The sequence below is a fragment of the Sulfitobacter sp. genome, assembly GCF_036960155.1.
Taxonomy (GTDB): Bacteria; Pseudomonadota; Alphaproteobacteria; order Rhodobacterales; family Rhodobacteraceae; genus Sulfitobacter.
The window spans coordinates 21,100-37,056 of the sequence record NZ_JBALWB010000010.1; the positions used below are offsets into that span (position 1 = coordinate 21,100).

General features: G+C 52.5%; 14 protein-coding genes. 6 read left to right on the forward strand and 8 right to left on the reverse strand.

Annotated elements, in window-relative coordinates; translation table 11 throughout:
• Position 1: 1 nt before the first annotated feature.
• Genes V7775_RS18400 through V7775_RS18420 form a run of 5 tightly spaced genes read left to right on the forward strand, consistent with a single transcriptional unit; the run spans position 2 to position 5,284 of the window.
• Positions 2 to 925, forward strand: coding sequence for a 2-dehydro-3-deoxygalactonokinase (locus V7775_RS18400; protein ID WP_335753386.1), 924 nt, complete (start codon positions 2 to 4; stop codon positions 923 to 925).
• Positions 922 to 1,530 (forward strand): 2-dehydro-3-deoxy-6-phosphogalactonate aldolase, encoded by a 609-nt coding sequence (locus V7775_RS18405; protein ID WP_335753387.1) that lies wholly within the window; start codon positions 922 to 924, stop codon positions 1,528 to 1,530. The genes V7775_RS18400 and V7775_RS18405 overlap by 4 nt, the downstream gene beginning before the upstream one ends.
• Positions 1,527 to 2,372: an SMP-30/gluconolactonase/LRE family protein gene (locus V7775_RS18410; RefSeq protein ID WP_335753388.1), complete on the forward strand. Its 846-nt coding sequence runs from the start codon at positions 1,527 to 1,529 to the stop codon at positions 2,370 to 2,372. Before V7775_RS18405 ends, V7775_RS18410 begins: the two co-directional genes overlap by 4 nt.
• A gap of 6 nt (positions 2,373 to 2,378) precedes the next feature.
• Entirely contained in the window at positions 2,379 to 4,280 is a 1,902-nt protein-coding gene (locus V7775_RS18415) for a beta-galactosidase (protein ID WP_335753389.1), read from the forward strand.
• Positions 4,277 to 5,284, forward strand: coding sequence for an aldose epimerase family protein (locus tag V7775_RS18420; RefSeq protein ID WP_335753390.1), 1,008 nt, complete (start codon positions 4,277 to 4,279; stop codon positions 5,282 to 5,284). The genes V7775_RS18415 and V7775_RS18420 overlap by 4 nt, the downstream gene beginning before the upstream one ends.
• A 28-nt stretch (positions 5,285 to 5,312) precedes the next feature.
• On the opposite strand, the gene V7775_RS18425 is transcribed toward V7775_RS18420, so the two are convergent.
• The 6 genes from V7775_RS18425 to ugpB all read right to left on the reverse strand — a co-directional run bounded on the left by V7775_RS18425 (position 5,313) and on the right by ugpB (position 11,372).
• Positions 5,313 to 6,197, reverse strand: a complete 885-nt coding sequence (locus tag V7775_RS18425; protein WP_335753391.1) for an HAD-IIA family hydrolase — start codon at positions 6,195 to 6,197, stop codon at positions 5,313 to 5,315.
• Complete coding sequence (locus tag V7775_RS18430) at positions 6,197 to 7,171, reverse strand: glycerophosphodiester phosphodiesterase (protein ID WP_335753392.1); 975 nt, start codon at positions 7,169 to 7,171, stop codon at positions 6,197 to 6,199. Before V7775_RS18430 ends, V7775_RS18425 begins: the two co-directional genes overlap by 1 nt.
• A 3-nt stretch (positions 7,172 to 7,174) precedes the next feature.
• Positions 7,175 to 8,227 (reverse strand): sn-glycerol-3-phosphate import ATP-binding protein UgpC, encoded by a 1,053-nt coding sequence (locus V7775_RS18435; protein WP_335753393.1) that lies wholly within the window; start codon positions 8,225 to 8,227, stop codon positions 7,175 to 7,177.
• Between the two features lie 10 nt (positions 8,228 to 8,237).
• Positions 8,238 to 9,089: a sn-glycerol-3-phosphate ABC transporter permease UgpE gene (gene ugpE, locus V7775_RS18440; RefSeq protein ID WP_335753394.1), complete on the reverse strand. Its 852-nt coding sequence runs from the start codon at positions 9,087 to 9,089 to the stop codon at positions 8,238 to 8,240.
• Positions 9,089 to 9,970: a sn-glycerol-3-phosphate ABC transporter permease UgpA gene (ugpA, locus tag V7775_RS18445; protein ID WP_335753395.1), complete on the reverse strand. Its 882-nt coding sequence runs from the start codon at positions 9,968 to 9,970 to the stop codon at positions 9,089 to 9,091. Before ugpA ends, ugpE begins: the two co-directional genes overlap by 1 nt.
• A gap of 97 nt (positions 9,971 to 10,067) precedes the next feature.
• Positions 10,068 to 11,372: a sn-glycerol-3-phosphate ABC transporter substrate-binding protein UgpB gene (ugpB, locus tag V7775_RS18450; protein ID WP_335753396.1), complete on the reverse strand. Its 1,305-nt coding sequence runs from the start codon at positions 11,370 to 11,372 to the stop codon at positions 10,068 to 10,070.
• 183 nt (positions 11,373 to 11,555) lie between these two features.
• Here ugpB and V7775_RS18455 point away from each other — a divergent pair, with 183 nt between their 5' ends.
• Positions 11,556 to 12,467 (forward strand): LysR substrate-binding domain-containing protein, encoded by a 912-nt coding sequence (locus tag V7775_RS18455; protein ID WP_335753476.1) that lies wholly within the window; start codon positions 11,556 to 11,558, stop codon positions 12,465 to 12,467.
• A gap of 393 nt (positions 12,468 to 12,860) precedes the next feature.
• Here the strand turns inward: V7775_RS18455 and V7775_RS18460 are convergent, their stop codons facing one another.
• Together V7775_RS18460 and V7775_RS18465 are read right to left on the reverse strand one after the other, a co-directional pair.
• Positions 12,861 to 13,898, reverse strand: a complete 1,038-nt coding sequence (locus V7775_RS18460; RefSeq protein ID WP_335753397.1) for a trans-3-hydroxy-L-proline dehydratase — start codon at positions 13,896 to 13,898, stop codon at positions 12,861 to 12,863.
• A complete protein-coding gene (locus V7775_RS18465) occupies positions 13,899 to 15,944 on the reverse strand; it encodes an NADH:flavin oxidoreductase (RefSeq protein ID WP_335753398.1) in 2,046 nt (681 codons plus the stop codon).
• Between the last annotated feature and the right edge of the window lie 13 nt (positions 15,945 to 15,957).

Here is a 15,957-nt window from a genome sequence, read left to right on the forward strand (position 1 = left end):
CATGGACAATCAAACGAAGAAAGCTGCGTGGATTGCCGTTGATTGGGGTACTACCAATTTGCGCGTTTGGATGATGGGCCGCGATAATGTTCTTTTTGGGCAGGCCCACTCTGACAAGGGGATGGGTGGCCTCACTACAGATGAGTTTGAACCAGCGTTGATGGAATTGATCGCGCCTTATTTGGCGGATGATCAGGTAACGCCTGTGATTTGCGCAGGAATGGTTGGTGCACGTGAAGGATGGCGCGAAGCGAATTACATCGCGACCCCTTGCCCGCCGCCGTGCAGGACTGCTGCTGTCAAGGTAGAGGCAGAAGACCCACGTATTTCAGTGACAATCCTTCCGGGCATTAAACAAATAACACCACCGGATGTCATGCGCGGTGAAGAAACCCAGATTGCGGGTTTTCTGCGCGAATATCCAAACTTTGACGGCATCATTTGCCTGCCCGGCACACATACCAAATGGGTCCATATCAGCGCAGGCGAGATCGTCAGCTTTCAAACCTTTATGACGGGCGAAATGTTTGCGTTGTTGTCAGAGCAGTCAGTGTTGCGGCATAGCGTGGCAAGCGATGAGTGGGATCAGAATAGCTATCTTGCTGCGATTTCGGACGCGATGACGCGGCCCCAGTCAGTCGCTGCACATCTGTTTGGTTTGCGCGCTGGCGGGTTGGTGGGTGAGTTGGCGGCCGAAACGGCGCGCGCTCGTTTGTCTGGCTTGCTAATTGGTATCGAACTAGCAGCTGCGCGGCCCTATTGGTTGGGCCAAAATGTCGCCATCATTGGTGCGGGTGCTGTCGCTGAACTGTACCGCTCTGCACTTGTTGAACAGGGTGTTCCCGCAGTTGTCCGTGACGTTGCTGATCTGACATTGGCTGGATTAACGGCTGCATTTACGGCGCAAGAAGGAGTTTCTAAGTGAGCAGGAATATCATAGCGATCTTACGCGGGATAAATCCACATGAAGCTGCGGATATTTGCGCCGTACTTGTCGAAGAGGGGATCACCCGTATTGAGGTGCCATTAAACTCACCCGATCCGTTGAATTCAATCGCGCAAATGGCGGATTGCACGGATGAGAATGTTATCATCGGTGCAGGTACAGTGTTGAGCGTTGAGGATGTTGCGAACGTAAAAACCGCAGGCGGAGAAATGATCGTGTCCCCGAATGCCGATATTGATGTGATTGCCGCAAGTAAGGCCGCGGGCATGTTGTCCTACCCCGGTGTTATGACCCCAACGGAATGTTTCGCAGCGTTAAAGGCAGGCGCGGATGGCCTCAAGATTTTCCCGTCGTTTTTGATTGGTGTCGAAGGATTGAAAGCGATCAATGCAGTTTTACCCAAGGGGACACAAACCTATGCGGTTGGCGGTGTCGGGCCCCATAACTTTGCGGATTGGATTTCTGCGGGTGCGGCAGGATTTGGTATCGGTACAGGCATTTATAAACCAGGTTACACGGTCGCGGAAGTGCGCCAGCACGCGCGCGAAATCGTCAAAGCCTATGACAGAGTAACAGGCCAATGACCTACACTGTTTTTGATCCACGCGTCTGTACCCTTGGCGAAGGACCGTTGTGGCATCCCACCCGAAATCAGTTATTTTGGTTCGATATTCTAGGCAAAAAGCTGTTGACTCAGGACGAAACAGGGCCAGCAGAATGGTGTTTTGACGAACATGTGTCGGCGGCTGGCTGGATCGATGACAACAGCTTGTTGATGGCATCGCAAACAGGCCTGTGGTGGTTTGATATCGGTTCAGGTGAGCGTTCGCATGTGATTGACCTAGAGGCAGATCAGCCTTTAACGCGTTCCAATGACGGACGTGCTGATCCGTGGGGCGGGTTCTGGATCGGGACGATGGGGCTAGAAACTCAGCCCTATGCAGGAAGCATTTACCGATACTACAAAGGTGAGCTGCGAAAGATTGTCGACAAAGTGACGGTGTCCAATTCGATCACTTTTTCCCCTGATCGCTCTGTGGCGTATTACACGGACACTTGGTCAAGTCAGATTTTGCAGGTTCCGTTGGCCGCGCAGGACGGTTGGCCAGCAGGACCGCCCGAGATTTTTGTTGATCTCACGCAGGAAAAGCTCAACCCAGATGGATCAGTTGTGGACAGCGCTGGCTGCCTTTGGAATGCGCAATGGGGCGCTGGGCGTGTGGCGAAGTACGGGCCTGATGGCACCTTTCTAAAGGCATATGAGCTGCCTGCATCACAGGTGACCTGTCCGGCATTTGGTGGACCAGACCTAAACACCGTCTTTGTAACCTCGGCGGCTGACGGGCTTGACGGGGCCATGGACGGGAAGACATTTCAGTTTGATGCGGATGTAAGCGGTCAGGCTGAACACCGCGTGATTTTGTGAGGCAAGATGAAGCGAACGCTTGGGACCTGTTATTACCCTGAACAATGGCCAACAGAGATGTGGGCGGATGACGCACGCCGCATGGTACAGGCTGGCCTGACATGGGTCCGCATCGGTGAATTTTCCTGGAGCAAGCTGGAGCCCAAGCCTGAAGAATACCAATGGGAATGGTTGGATAAGGCCGTCGAGACATTGGGGCAGGCGGGTCTAAAGGTTGTTTTGGGAACGCCGACTGCAACGCCGCCGCGTTGGATGCTAAAGCGGCATCCCGACATGTTGGCAGTGGATGTTGAGGGGCGCCCTAGAAAATTTGGTTCTCGCCGCCACTACTGTTTTAGCCACGAAGGGTACAAAGAAGATTGTAAGCGGATTGTGACCCTGATGGCCGAGAGATATGGGAAAAACCCACATATTGCGGCGTGGCAGACAGACAATGAATATGGCTGCCATGATACGACAATTTCTTACAGCTATGGCGCGCGGAATGCGTTTCAAAAATGGCTTTTGGATCGATATATTTCGGTTGAAGCATTGAACGTCGCTTGGGGGAATACATTCTGGTCGATGGAGTACAGCGCGTTCGACGAGATCGATTTGCCGAACTTGACTGTGACAGAGGCAAACCCTGCCCATAGTCTTGCATTTCGCCGCTTTAGTTCTGATCAGGTTGTTGCCTTTAATCGCCTACAAGTAGAAGCGATCAAAAAACACAGTGTAGCCCCCGTCGCCCACAACTACATGGGGCGGATAACCGATTTCGACCACTTTGAAGTTGGCGCAGATTTGGATATCGCAAGCTGGGACAGTTACCCATTGGGGTTTTTAGAGGACCGTGTCGGAGCGGATGCACAACGTCAGCGTGATTTTGCCCGCCAAGGCGATCCCGACTTTCAGGCACTTCACCACGATCTTTATCGCGCTGTTGGGCGTGGACGTTGGTGGGTTATGGAGCAGCAACCAGGCCCGGTGAATTGGGCCCCATACAACCCTGTTCCGTTGCGCGGCATGGTGCGGTTGTGGTCATGGGAAGCGTTTGCACATGGCGCTGAAGCCGTGTGTTATTTCCGTTGGCGTCAAGCGCCCGTGGCCCAAGAACAAATGCACGCCGGATTGCTGCGTCCCGATGGCGTTGATGCGGCTGTTATGGATGAATTACGCCTTGTGACGGCTGAGCTGGCAGATGCGCCTGATGTGGTGCCCGCGCAAGCACCCGTTGCAATTGTTTTTGACTATGACGCCGATTTTGCATGGACGGTACAACCGCACGGTCAGGACCTCAGCTATTTCGGGTTGATCCTTCATGTCTACCGCAGTTTGCGCAGCCTAGGCCTTTCCGTTGATATCGTCCCTGCGGCAACACGTGATTTCACCGGATACCGCCTGACTTTGGTGCCGGGGATGATGTTCATGCCAAAGGCACTGAAAGCGGCGCTTGCGGGTAGCGCTACAGAAGTGATCTATGGCCCGCGATCAGGCGCGCGCAACGCAGAGATGGGAATCCCGACACCGTTGCCACCGAATATTCCGGACCTCGATGTGCGCATGTCGGAAGTTGAAAGCCTGCGGCCTGATACTCCGGTTCCGTTAAAGGGCGGCGGGAGTGTCATTTTGTACCGCGAGATTTTGGAAGGCTCAGCGCAAACCATCCTTGAGACGCAAGCAGGGCAATCTGTGGCCGTGCGTAGCGGACATCAAACCTATGTTGGTGGTTGGCTGGATGATATTTCGCTCAATGACTTGCTTAGATCTGTTTGCGAACGGGCAGGCATAGCCACCCTTGATTTACCGGATGGTGTGCGCGTCCGCGATACTGGCCAAGAACGGTTCTGGTTTAACTACACGGCAGAGGAAGTCAGCTGCCACGGAGTGACATTAGAAGCGGCAGGCGTAAGGAGAACCTTGTTGTGATTGAGACGTGGGGCCAAGATCATGCTGGTTCTGATGTCCACAGGATCACCTTGGAGCGGGATGGGCTGAGCGCTACTATCTTGAGCTACGGGGCCATCTTACAAGACATCAGAATAGTGGGCCACAACCGTAGCCTTGTCTTGGGGTATCAAGAACTGTCCTCCTACCTAGGGGATGACAATTATTTTGGGGCAATCGTGGGACGTGTCGCGAACCGGATTGCGAATGGTACTGCCGTGATCAATGGCTCGCGATATGTGTTAGATCGGAACACTGAGGTCGGTCACCAGCTGCACGGCGGACGAGATGGAACATTCAGACGCACATGGGATGTGGTTGAACATTCCTCAACGCATGTAACCCTACAGGACACTCTGCCCGATGGTCATATGGGGTATCCGGGTAATCTGACGGTGACTGCCCGCTATGAAATACTACCAGATCAGGTTTTTTCCTTGGAGATTGAGGCGGTCAGTGATGCGCCGACCTTGTGTAATTTCGCCCACCATAGCTATTTCAATTTGGGGAACAGTGCCACAATTGACGGGCACCAACTTCAGGCTTTCGCAAACAGATATGTCGCTGTGGACGGCGAAGGTGTGCCAACTGGTGAGGTCACTGACGTTTCTAAGACGGACTTTGACTTCCGGATTAGAAAGCAGCTGAACGACAAGTCGCGATACGATCATAATCTGTGCCTATCTGATCAAAGGCAATTGCTACGGCAAGTTGCGCGTCTGTGTGCCCCTGATGACAAGATCACATTATCAATTTCAACCACGGAAGCGGGATTGCAAGTTTACACAGGTCACGGAATTAGCGGGATGGGGCGTGGCACAGACGGGCTGGTATTTGGATCGCTTGCAGGCATCGCGCTTGAGCCACAGGCGTGGCCGGATGCTGTGAACCACGAAGGGTTTCCATGTACATTACTGATGCCTGAACAAACTTATCGACAAAGAACACAATTTCAGTTCACGTCAGAAAACCTTGACCAAGGATAAGGTAAGTTTGCTCCGCCAAATTGGAGGGTTAGATGCGTGGGGTGATCCAATCGGGTTGAATGCCCGAAGTGGTGATCAACTCTGATGGGTGTAACTGGTTGAAGAGACCATCATGGGTCACAAAAACAGATTTCCAGCCCATCGCGTTTGCGCCCAAAATATCGGTGTGAAGGGAATCCCCGCACATGGCGATTTTATGAGGTTCAATGCGGCCTAGCGAGGAAGCCCCAATTTGAAAAATACTTTGGAAGGGCTTTCCGAAGAATTCGACCTGAACGCCGAACTTGTCCGCAATTTGGTGCCCCCAATATCCGGGTTCGATAGAAAATGTATCACCGCGTGGTGCGGCCAGGTCAGCATTGGCGATAACAACCCGACGGGGGGAGTGGGCCAAACTACGTTCAAGTATTTCTTGTTGGGCGTCGCTCCAACAAGCTGTCGAAAGAAACAGGAAACCTTCCACGTCCCCATAAGGGGCCTCTAGCGAACCCAAGCGCGTAGTTTGGTAGGGAATATCTATTAACGGGTCTGCGGTATCAGCAATGACACCCCAATGCCTGTCATCCATGGCAGCCAGTGCCGCACTTCGGCTGGTGATGATTTCCTCTGGATAAAACGAAAACCCAAGCCGTTTAAATTTCTTCATTGTTGCATCAGGATTGAAGCTGGCGGCATTGGTAAGCACACGTACTTCGTGTCCACGTGTCCGCAACTGCGCGATCTGATCTATCGCACCCGGTATTGGAACTTCCCCTACATTCAACACGCCAAACGCATCAAAGACAAAGGCGTCGACTTCGCCCGAGATATCCAACAATGAGGTAATGGAGCTCGCTTTGGGTTGTGACCGAATGAGCGGCAAGCGTTGCCTGACGCATTCATAACGGTCAAAAATTTCAGCGGCGTTTTGCATTAGATTGCCGTGTTGAGTTCGGCAAAATCTTCGCGCCAGTGGTAGCCTCTTTCAATAAGGCGACGCTGCACGCGCGCAGGGTAGTCCGAAATGATGCCATCCACGCCTGCATCAACCATTCGGTCAATATCTGTGATTTCGTTCACGGTCCACGCATTCACGATCAGACCTTTGGCCTGTGCACGTGCGACTTCTTCGGCATCAACATTCATATGGAACGGAGCCCAGAGTTGCCCGCCAGCCTCCGCAACAACATCGCATAGATCGCTGTCTGCACGGGTAGTCGTCGCCCCAGCCATCCACGGGCTGCCCTCATAAATGTTGGAATCCATATTGATTGATGGTGTTTCCAAAAAGGTGAGGTGGGAGCGGGGCAAATGCGGGGCGATACGTTTTATATGCTCAAGGACACGCCAATCAAAGCTTTGGACGATGACACGACGATCCAGTTGGTTTTGTTCAATGACCTTGGCCACTTGGGCGGCCAATTGTTCAGGGGGTGGTGTTAGCCCCTCGTGAATTGGGTTGCTTTTGATTTCAATATTCAGCCACGTCTGCATGTATTGGGGAAGCTGAACCAACTTGGCCAGTGCGTCCAATGTTGGAACCCGCTGTCCGTACATGAACGCCTGTTCAGGATAGCGCTGGGCGTAATCGGTGCCAGAACGCATGCCGCCAATGTCATAGCTGCAAAGTTCACCAATGCTGAGATCTGAAATGTGGGGCCCGTCAGATGTAAGCCATTGGGCGTCCGGCCCTCGGGTCGTTTCCGGCATCAATGTTGGATTATGCGTGATCACCGGGATGTTGTCCTTGGTGAGCAAAACGTCGAGTTCGACAACCTGCACACCAAGATCAAATGTACCTTGGAACCCCGTTAGGGTGTTTTCTGGCCAGATGCCTCGTGCACCTCTGTGCCCATGCAAACGGATGATGCCTGGCGCTTTGCGCAGCCTGTCGAGGTTGGGTGTCATGTGTTAATCGATGCGCTTGCCGGATTGGGCATCGAAAATGTGCATCTGTTCAACAGGTGCGTTGAACTTCAAAACATCCCCGCTTGATGCTGCATTGATGCCGTTCAGGCTTGCCGTTATCGGAAGGTCCGTTCCGACAATCCGTCCGTGGACCAATGTCGTCGCACCCAACTGTTCTGGCAGGTCTACTTCAACCTCAATGGCACCAGCTTCATCGGGCAGCAGGTGCTCTGGGCGAATACCCAGTGTTACCGGACCTACCGTTTTTGACGAAGTACGAAGGGTTGTGCCATTGGGCAAGGTGAGCAATCCGTTCTGTGCGTCTGCCGAGATAAAGTTCATCGACGGGCTGCCGATAAAGCCAGCAACAAAGACAGAGGCTGGTTTTTCATAAACCTCGATAGGGGTGCCAAACTGCTCAACGTAGCCACCATTCAAAACCATTAGGCGGTCGCCTAGTGTCATGGCCTCGACCTGATCGTGGGTTACGTAAATCGATGTCACACCAAGGCGGCGCTGCAGTTTACGAATTTCCAAACGCATCTGGACGCGCAGCTTTGCGTCTAGGTTCGAGAGAGGTTCGTCAAATAGGAACACCTGTGGATCGCGTACAATCGCGCGGCCCATCGCAACCCGTTGGCGTTGTCCGCCGGATAGCTGCCGTGGTTTGCGTTTCAGGTAGTCGCGGATTTCCAAGATGTCAGCGGCTTCTTCAACACGCCGCTTGATTTCATCTTTTGGAAGCTTCCGGATTTTCAGGCCGTACGCCATGTTTTGCTCAACCGTCATGTGAGGGTAGAGCGCGTAATTCTGGAACACCATCGCAATGTCTCGGTCGGCGGGCTCAAGATCATTGATGACCTTGTCACCGATTGAAACTTCACCAGTGGTAACTGTTTCCAGCCCCGCAACCATACGCAGCAATGTGGACTTGCCGCAGCCAGAGGGGCCAACGATCACGATGAACTCACCGTGGTCGATGTCACCCTGGATGTGGTGCAATACTTCGGTTGCCCCGTAGGATTTGGTCAAGCTGTCGAGTTTAATTTTTGCCATTGGGTCAGACCTATTTATCGGTTTCTGTCAGGCCTTGCACAAATAGCTTTTGCATGGCGATGACGACGAGGATGGGGGGAAGCATAGCGAGCATTGCGGTCATCATGATGATGTTCCACTGCGGCGATTGCTCGGCGGCTTCTAACATTTGTTTTATGGAGACAACGATGGTGGTCATGTCACTGTCGGTGGTGATCAGGAGCGGCCAGAGATATTGGTTCCACCCGAAGATAAACAGGATGACAAATAACGCAGCGATGTTGGTGCGCGACAAGGGAAGAAGAATATCCCAGAAAAAACGCATGGGTCCAGCGCCGTCGATCCGTGCGCTTTCTAGCATTTCATCGGGTATCGTCAAAAACACCTGACGGAACATAAAGGTAGCCGTTGCTGATGCAATTAGTGGGATGGACAGACCCCAATAGCTGTTCAACATGCCAAGGTTTGCAACCACCTCAAACGTCGGCAAGATGCGCACCTCGACTGGTAGCATAAGGGTCATGAAGATCATCCAAAAGAAACCCATGCGGAACGGGAACTTGAAATAGACAATCGCAAAGGCCGAGAGCAACGAGATGGTGATCTTACCACCTGCAATCGCAAGGGCCATAACAAGTGAGTTAAGCAGCATGCGCCAGACAGGTGTGATTTCATTGCCTGCCAGCCCGCTACCAAACAATGTGCGTTTGAAGTTTTCCCAGAAATACCCGCCGGGTAACATAGGGATCGGTGCTTGGGTCATGCGAATGTCTTCATGGCTGGCAGCCACAAATGTAATCCAAATGGGCAGGGCGATCATGATGACGCCCAAAATCAACACTGCATGCGTGATGAATGTCAGGACCGGTCTATTCTCAACCATCAGTATTCTACCTTCTTTTCAACATACCGGAATTGGACGACCGTCATAACGATCACGATGAACATCAACACCACGGACTGTGCAGCAGAACCGCCCAGATCAAGGCCAACAAACCCGTCGCTAAACACCTTGTAGACAAGGATCGTTGTTGAATTTGCAGGGCCACCTTGTGTCACGGCATGAATGATGCCGAATGTGTCAAAGAACGCATAAACAATATTGATGACCAACAAGAAGAACGTTGTTGGGGATACCAGTGGAAGCGTCAGCGTCCAGAAGCGGCGCAACGGGCCTGCTCCGTCGATGGCGGCGGCTTCGACAATTGATTTGGGAATGGATTGCATGGCCGCGAGGTAGAACAGGAAGTTGTAAGCGATTTGCTTCCAGGCAGCAGCGGCGACAACCAGCCCCATTGCTTGGGTGCCGTTCAGGTAGTGGTTCCAGTCGATATCAATCTTATCCAAAAGGAATGGGAAAATTCCAAGTGTTGGATTGAACATAAAGACCCATAACGCGCCTGCCAAAACCGGAGCGACAGCATAAGGCCAGATCAGTAAGGTTCTGTATGCACCAGCCCCTTTGATCACACGTTCGGCAAATCCGGCTAGGATCAGAGCGATGCTCATAGCGAGTACGGCAACCAGCGTTGAAAACACGGCGGTCCGCCAAAAAGTATCTAGGTAGACCTTATCGTGCCACAAATATTGGAAGTTCTCGAACCAGACAAATTCACTGGACAGACCAAAGGCGTCTTCGATCAGAAAACTTTGGTACAATGCCTGTCCTGCGGGCCACATAAAGAAGACCAAAGTGATTACGATTTGAGGCGCAACCAACAGAAATGGAAGTAGTTTTTTATTAAAGTGGACACGTTTTAGCATTTGGTCATCCAAAGCGAGAAAGAGATATTGAGGTAAAAATGATGTTGTCCACGGTTAGGGCCGCGGACAACACTGATTTGCCTCGAGGGTACCCGGTTTACTTAACCGAGCGTTCGAACTTGCGAAGCAATTCGTTGCCGCGCGAGACTGCTTCGTCCAAGCCTTCTTGTGCGGTTTTGGAACCTGCCCAGATGGCTTCCATCTCTTCGTTGATCACGTCGCGTACTTGCACGAAGTTACCAAAACGAACACCACGAGAGTTAGGTGTTGGCGTGTTCAGGCTCAGCTGTTGGATCGCCGTGTCTGTGCCAGGGTTTGTTTCATAAAAACCCTGCTCTTTGGACAGTTCATAGGCTGCTGTGGTGATTGGCACATAACCAGTTTCCTGGTGCCACCATGCCTGGACCTCAGGAGAGGAGAGGTATGTCATGAATTTGGCCACACCTTTGTACTCTTCGTCCTCGTGACCCGCGAGGGCCCACAATGTTGCACCACCGATGATTGAGTTCTGCGGAGCAGAAGCAACATTTGTGTCCAGTGGAAGCATTGTCTGAGCAAAGTCAAACTTGGCCTGTGATGTCATGGAACCGTAGTAAGCAGAGGAGTTAATCCACATGCCACATTCACCGTTTGTGAACGAAGGCAAGCTGTCACCACGACGACCTGCATAGACGAATGAACCGTCAGCGGACATGGATGCAATATCATCCATGCGGGCCACTACGTGATCATTGTTGAAAGTGAATTCAGTGTCAAAACCAGCAAAGCCGTTTTCTTTTGTACCCATCTCGATGTCATGCCACGCCGAGAAGTTCTCGATCATAACCCAAGACTGCCAGCCAAACGACAGGCCACATTTCATGCCGTTGCCTACAAGTGCTTTGGAAACGCTTTTGACGTCTTCCCATGTTTCTGGCACGTCAACGCCAGCCGCTTTGAGCGCGTCAGCATTGTACCACAAAACTGGTGTAGAGCTGTTGAACGGCATGGATAGCAGTTCGCCCTCAGGTGTTTGGTAATAGGAAATCACGGCTGGCAGGTAGTCGGACTTGTCGAATGGTTCGCCCGCGTCCTTCATCAGCTGTTCCATTGGATAGATGGCGCCTTTTGCGGACATCATCGTGGCTGTGCCAACTTCGAAGACCTGAACGATATGCGGGTGCTGTTTGGCGCGGAAGCTGGCAATCGCGGCAGTCATTGTTTCGGTGTAGTTGCCTTTGTAGACAGGCATGATTTTATATTCGGATTGGGAGGCGTTGAAATCTCCAGCAATTTTGTCAACGCGTTCACCGTTCGCGCCGCCCATTGCGTGCCACCACTGGACTTCTACTTCTGCAAAAGCAGCTGTCGACATGGCAATTGCGCTGGCCGCGAAGGTCGCGGTTAGGGTTGAATATTTCATTTTTAGCCTCCCATTAGGTGTATATGCACCGTCCGTAGAGACGATGAATGTAACAGTGTAGTGAAGGTTGCACGGCGCGTTCTTAGTTCAAAGCGATTTTTTTGATTTTTTTTATAATACTATGTTATGAATATTTATGCCGTTATTACGGGTGAACGTCATTTCAATCTAGGAGGTAACTCATTGAATTTTAAGTTAAGGCAGCTTGAAGCATTCCATGCTTTGGCCCAAACTGGTTCCATTACGCGGGTTGCGCACTCCTTAAATATATCACAACCCGCCGCAAGCCGACTTCTCTCGGATTTTTCGAAATGCCTCGATTTTGATTTATTCAAGCGCGAAGGAGGGCGAATGGTCCTGACCAGCGAATCAAATTATATGCTTCCTGAGGTGACGCGCATCATTGAAAGCCTGCACCATCTTGAAGACCTCAGGCAGAACCTATCAAACCAAACGGCGGGGCATATTCGCATTGCGTGTCTGCCTGGATTTGCAACAAATCACCTGCCCGTCGTATTGGCCCAGTTTTTACGCGAGCGTCCGGGTGTTTCAGTGACAATCGAGCCGGACCGCCCTGAACGCATTCTTGAGTGGGTGGTTGGTCAACAATATGACTGCGGCATTACAGAGGCTTTTGCTGAACACCCGTTGATCCAAGCCACTGATTTAGCGATACGGTCTGTATGTATTCTGCCTGAGGGACATCGACTGGGTGAGAAAAGCGTTATAACGCCCGAAGATTTGGCAGACGAAAAGATGATACATACGCGCCGTGATAGCCGGTTCTTTGCTCATCTTTCTCGTGTATTTTCAAAATCAGGTGTCGCGTTGAAGACGTGGATCGAAGTGCGCCAGTTCACTACAGCTTGCGAGATTATCCGCGAGGGAGAAGGTGCAGCTGTCGTTAGTGCGCTTGATGCGGAGAGGTACAGAAACAACGGAATTATCATTCGAGCATTTGAACCAGAGGTAAGTCACCATGTTTCGCTGTTGCTGCCTACAGCAGGGGCCGCGTCGAAATTGACACAGGATTTTTTCGACCAATTTAAGGAGAGCCTCGCTCCGTTTGTCTTGCCACCAGATGTCTCATCGTGATGGTATCTTGGGTTTGGACCTTTCCGTCCTCAAAGCTCACTGCATCTAATCTAATATCTGGATATCGCCAAGCGGCGGGTGAGCCGTGTCCTTTGGAACCTGGCCAAGACTGACACAACTGATGGGTTTGCTTCGGCATCATGCACGACCTCAGCTGCCGTGGCAGTTGAGACACTAACGGCGATACGAAGTGGCGTTTAGCCGATCAGATGGTGAGTGTTCAGCGCCGCAAGGATTTTGTCCGTATTCGTCGAAAAAGACCTTTAGAGCAGGGCATCAACATCTCTGCCATCATCTCACGTGTGTTAGTTTTACCGGCATGCATTACCGTTCCACTGAAACGCGGTGACAGGAATGACGTGACAAAAACCTGCAATACGTTTTGCGACGCCATCAGCTTTCTTTCAGGTTTGGCCACGTATCGCTAAGGCGGTATCCCTCTGGCCATGGATCATCGGGATCAAGCATGTGTTGATGAGTTCCCGTTATCCATGCCCGACCCGAAATTTCAGGGATGATCGCGGCGGTATCCCCTATCGATGTCGTTTCAACGATACGTCCGTGAAACTCGGAATCTAGGATTGAGCGGGCGGTAAATGTCTCACCTACCTGCATTTCGCCGCGTGCATGCAATAGCGCCATGCGCGCCGAGGCTGCCGTACCCGTGGGGGAGCGGTCAATTTTTCCCGGCTGGATCGCAACAGCAGCGGAAGTTGACAGGTGAGTGCCCTCTCGTGTGATTGGCCCAGCAAAAAGGCAAAATGAAAAATGTCGCCAGTCGGCATTGGTAGGGTGATGAAACGTCAACTGCTTGTTGGCCGCGTTTGTGATCGCGATGCCCAAATCCGCAAGCGCCTTAGCCTCGGACGCAATGAGCGAGAACCCAAGGGCCTGCGCATCGACAACAACAAAGCTGTCGCCGCCAAAGGCGGTATCGACGGTGATTTGGCCGATTTCGGGCACGTCTAGCGGCACATCCAACTGGCCTGCAAATGAAGGCAGGTTTTGCACCGTGATCCGTTCGGCTTTGCCGTTTCGACATTCGGCGCGCACCCTTACCAAACCACCCGGCGCTTCCAGGGTCATATCGGTTATGGGTTCGGTCATCGGGATGATGCCGCTGTCCAACAGGACGGTTGCCACACAGATTGAATTAGAACCGGACATCGGTGGGGTGTCTTCCGGCTCCATGATGATCCAGCCCATTTGCGCGTCTGGGTGGACGGGGGGCACCAACAAGTTCACGTGGCGAAAAACACCGCCGCGAGGCTCGTTCAACATAAAGTTGCGGAGTGTCTCGTCCTTCGCAATCCAGCTCCGTTGCTCCCAAAGGGTCTTTCCCGGCGGAGGCGCGACACCGCCAACAATGACATCTCCAACTTCACCCTCAGCGTGACAGGATATGACGTGAATTGTCTTTGTGCTGCGCATTCAGATGTCCTTTACCAAACGCAAAGCGTCATAGATTGCCGCATGTGTATTGCGTGCAGATACGGCATCTCCAATGCGGAACAATTGGAACGACCCGTGCTCGTTGCGGATAGGCGTTTGTTTGTTTCCTGAAAGAAGCGCGTCATAATCAACCTCACCTAGGTTTGAGGATATTGGTTTGAGGTCGAAATACAAATCGGTCAAAGGCAACGTGCCGTAATTCACGACAACCTGATCGACATCAACAGTATAGGTGTGATCACTGTAGTCTGTGCCAATTGTTGCAGTTAGCGTATTTCCGTTTCGCACAACGCCCATCAGGCGACGCGTTACCGTAAATGTCACGTCTTTATCCTGTAGCGATCGCATATAAGGAACAAGGTTCATCGCCATAATGTCGGTCGAAAAGGTACGGTCAGGTGTCACGATTTCAACCTTCGCGCCTGAATTGGCTGCGATCTCGGCAGCTTGCAGGGCAGGGTGATCGCCGCTTTCGTCGTAGATCAGAATGTTACCCGCAGGTTTTACTTCACCAGAGATAATATCCCATGATGTGACGACATGGGCTTGCTCGCCTTTTTGCTCGAACAATTCGGTGTTGGGTAGGCCTCCGGTTGCGATGATCACGACATCGGGGTTCAGGGCGGTGATGTCAGCCGTTTCTGCCCATGTGTTAAAATGAAACGCCACATTGCGGGCGGCGCATTGGGCCATACGCCAGTCAATAATGCCGATCATCTCACGGCGACGCGGAGACTGGGACGTCAGCAGAACCTGCCCCCCCGGTTGCGCCGCTGCCTCAAAAACGGTCACGTCATGGCCGCGCTCGGCCGCGACCCTTGCCGCCTCAAGGCCAGCAGGCCCCGCACCTACCACCACAACTTTTTTGGAAACCTTTGCGGGCGCAATGTCATGGGGCATCGTCAACTCGCGCCCTGTAGCCGCGTTATGAATACACAATGCATCACCCGCTTGATAGATACGGTCTAGACAGTAGGTCGCGCCAACACAGGGGCGAATGTCATCTTCGCGCCCTTCAATGATCTTACGCACAACATGGGGATCCGCCATATGCGCCCGCGTCATCCCGACCATATCCAATAGGCCCGATTGCACCGCATGGCGGGCGGTTGCAACGTCAGGGATGCGTGCGGCGTGAAAGGTCGGCATCCCAGTCGCTTTGCGTACCTCACCTGCAAAATCGAGGTGTGGCGCGCTTTTCATGCCTTGGATGGGGATCACATCGGTCATTGCGGGATCGGTGTGGATGCGTCCCTTAATCACGTTCAAAAAATCTATTTGTCCGGTGGCCGCTATGCGTTTGGAAATCTCCAAGCCATCCTCGGCCGTTATGCCACCCTTTTGTGCTTCATCCGCCGTATAGCGCAGGCCCACAATAAACTCGGCGCCGACACGTTTGCGGATCGCCTCAACCACATCCATGGGAAAGCGCATCCGGTTCTCCAACGTATCTGCACCGTAGGGGCCTGTGAGGTCATTGGTGAGCGGTGACCAGAATTGATCCAGCAAGTGACCATAAACTTGCAGTTCAATTCCATCCATGCCTCCGGCTTTCATGCGTTCGGCTGCATCGGCAAAATCGTTGATGATCCGCGCGATGTCCCAATCCTCAATTAGTTTGGGAAAGGCATGGTGTGCGGGTTCGCGGTGTTTTGATGAGGATACTGACGGAAGCCAATCGCCCTTGTTCCAATTGGTCCGCCTCCCCAAATGGGTCAGCTGGATCATTACTGCGGAACCATGTTCATGCACCGCATCGGTCAGGTTTTGAATCCAGGGAACGACTTCGTCTTTATAGGCGAGGATATTGTTGAAAACTGGCGGGCTGTCGCGGCTAACGGCCGCTGATCCGGCGGTCATGGTCAGCGCTACGCCCGCCTTGGCGCGTTCGGCGTGATAGGCAGCGTAGCGTTCTTTTGGCATTCCATCTTGAGGGTATGCGGGTTCATGACTGGTGGTCATGATCCGGTTGCGCAATGTCAGGTGTTTGAGCTGGAAAGGTTGGAGTAATGGGTCGCTGGACATCGCGGGCTTCCTC

Coding starts and splice junctions, on each gene's coding strand:
- V7775_RS18425 (WP_335753391.1), bottom strand. CDS start 6,197: ATGCAAAACGCCGCTGAAATTTTTGACCGTTATGAATGCGTCAGGCAA.
- V7775_RS18415 (WP_335753389.1), top strand. CDS start 2,379: ATGAAGCGAACGCTTGGGACCTGTTATTACCCTGAACAATGGCCAACA.
- ugpA (WP_335753395.1), bottom strand. CDS start 9,970: ATGCTAAAACGTGTCCACTTTAATAAAAAACTACTTCCATTTCTGTTG.
- V7775_RS18460 (WP_335753397.1), bottom strand. CDS start 13,898: ATGCGCAGCACAAAGACAATTCACGTCATATCCTGTCACGCTGAGGGT.
- V7775_RS18430 (WP_335753392.1), bottom strand. CDS start 7,171: ATGACACCCAACCTCGACAGGCTGCGCAAAGCGCCAGGCATCATCCGT.
- V7775_RS18465 (WP_335753398.1), bottom strand. CDS start 15,944: ATGTCCAGCGACCCATTACTCCAACCTTTCCAGCTCAAACACCTGACA.
- V7775_RS18410 (WP_335753388.1), top strand. CDS start 1,527: ATGACCTACACTGTTTTTGATCCACGCGTCTGTACCCTTGGCGAAGGA.
- ugpB (WP_335753396.1), bottom strand. CDS start 11,372: ATGAAATATTCAACCCTAACCGCGACCTTCGCGGCCAGCGCAATTGCC.
- ugpE (WP_335753394.1), bottom strand. CDS start 9,089: ATGGTTGAGAATAGACCGGTCCTGACATTCATCACGCATGCAGTGTTG.
- V7775_RS18400 (WP_335753386.1), top strand. CDS start 2: ATGGACAATCAAACGAAGAAAGCTGCGTGGATTGCCGTTGATTGGGGT.
- V7775_RS18435 (WP_335753393.1), bottom strand. CDS start 8,227: ATGGCAAAAATTAAACTCGACAGCTTGACCAAATCCTACGGGGCAACC.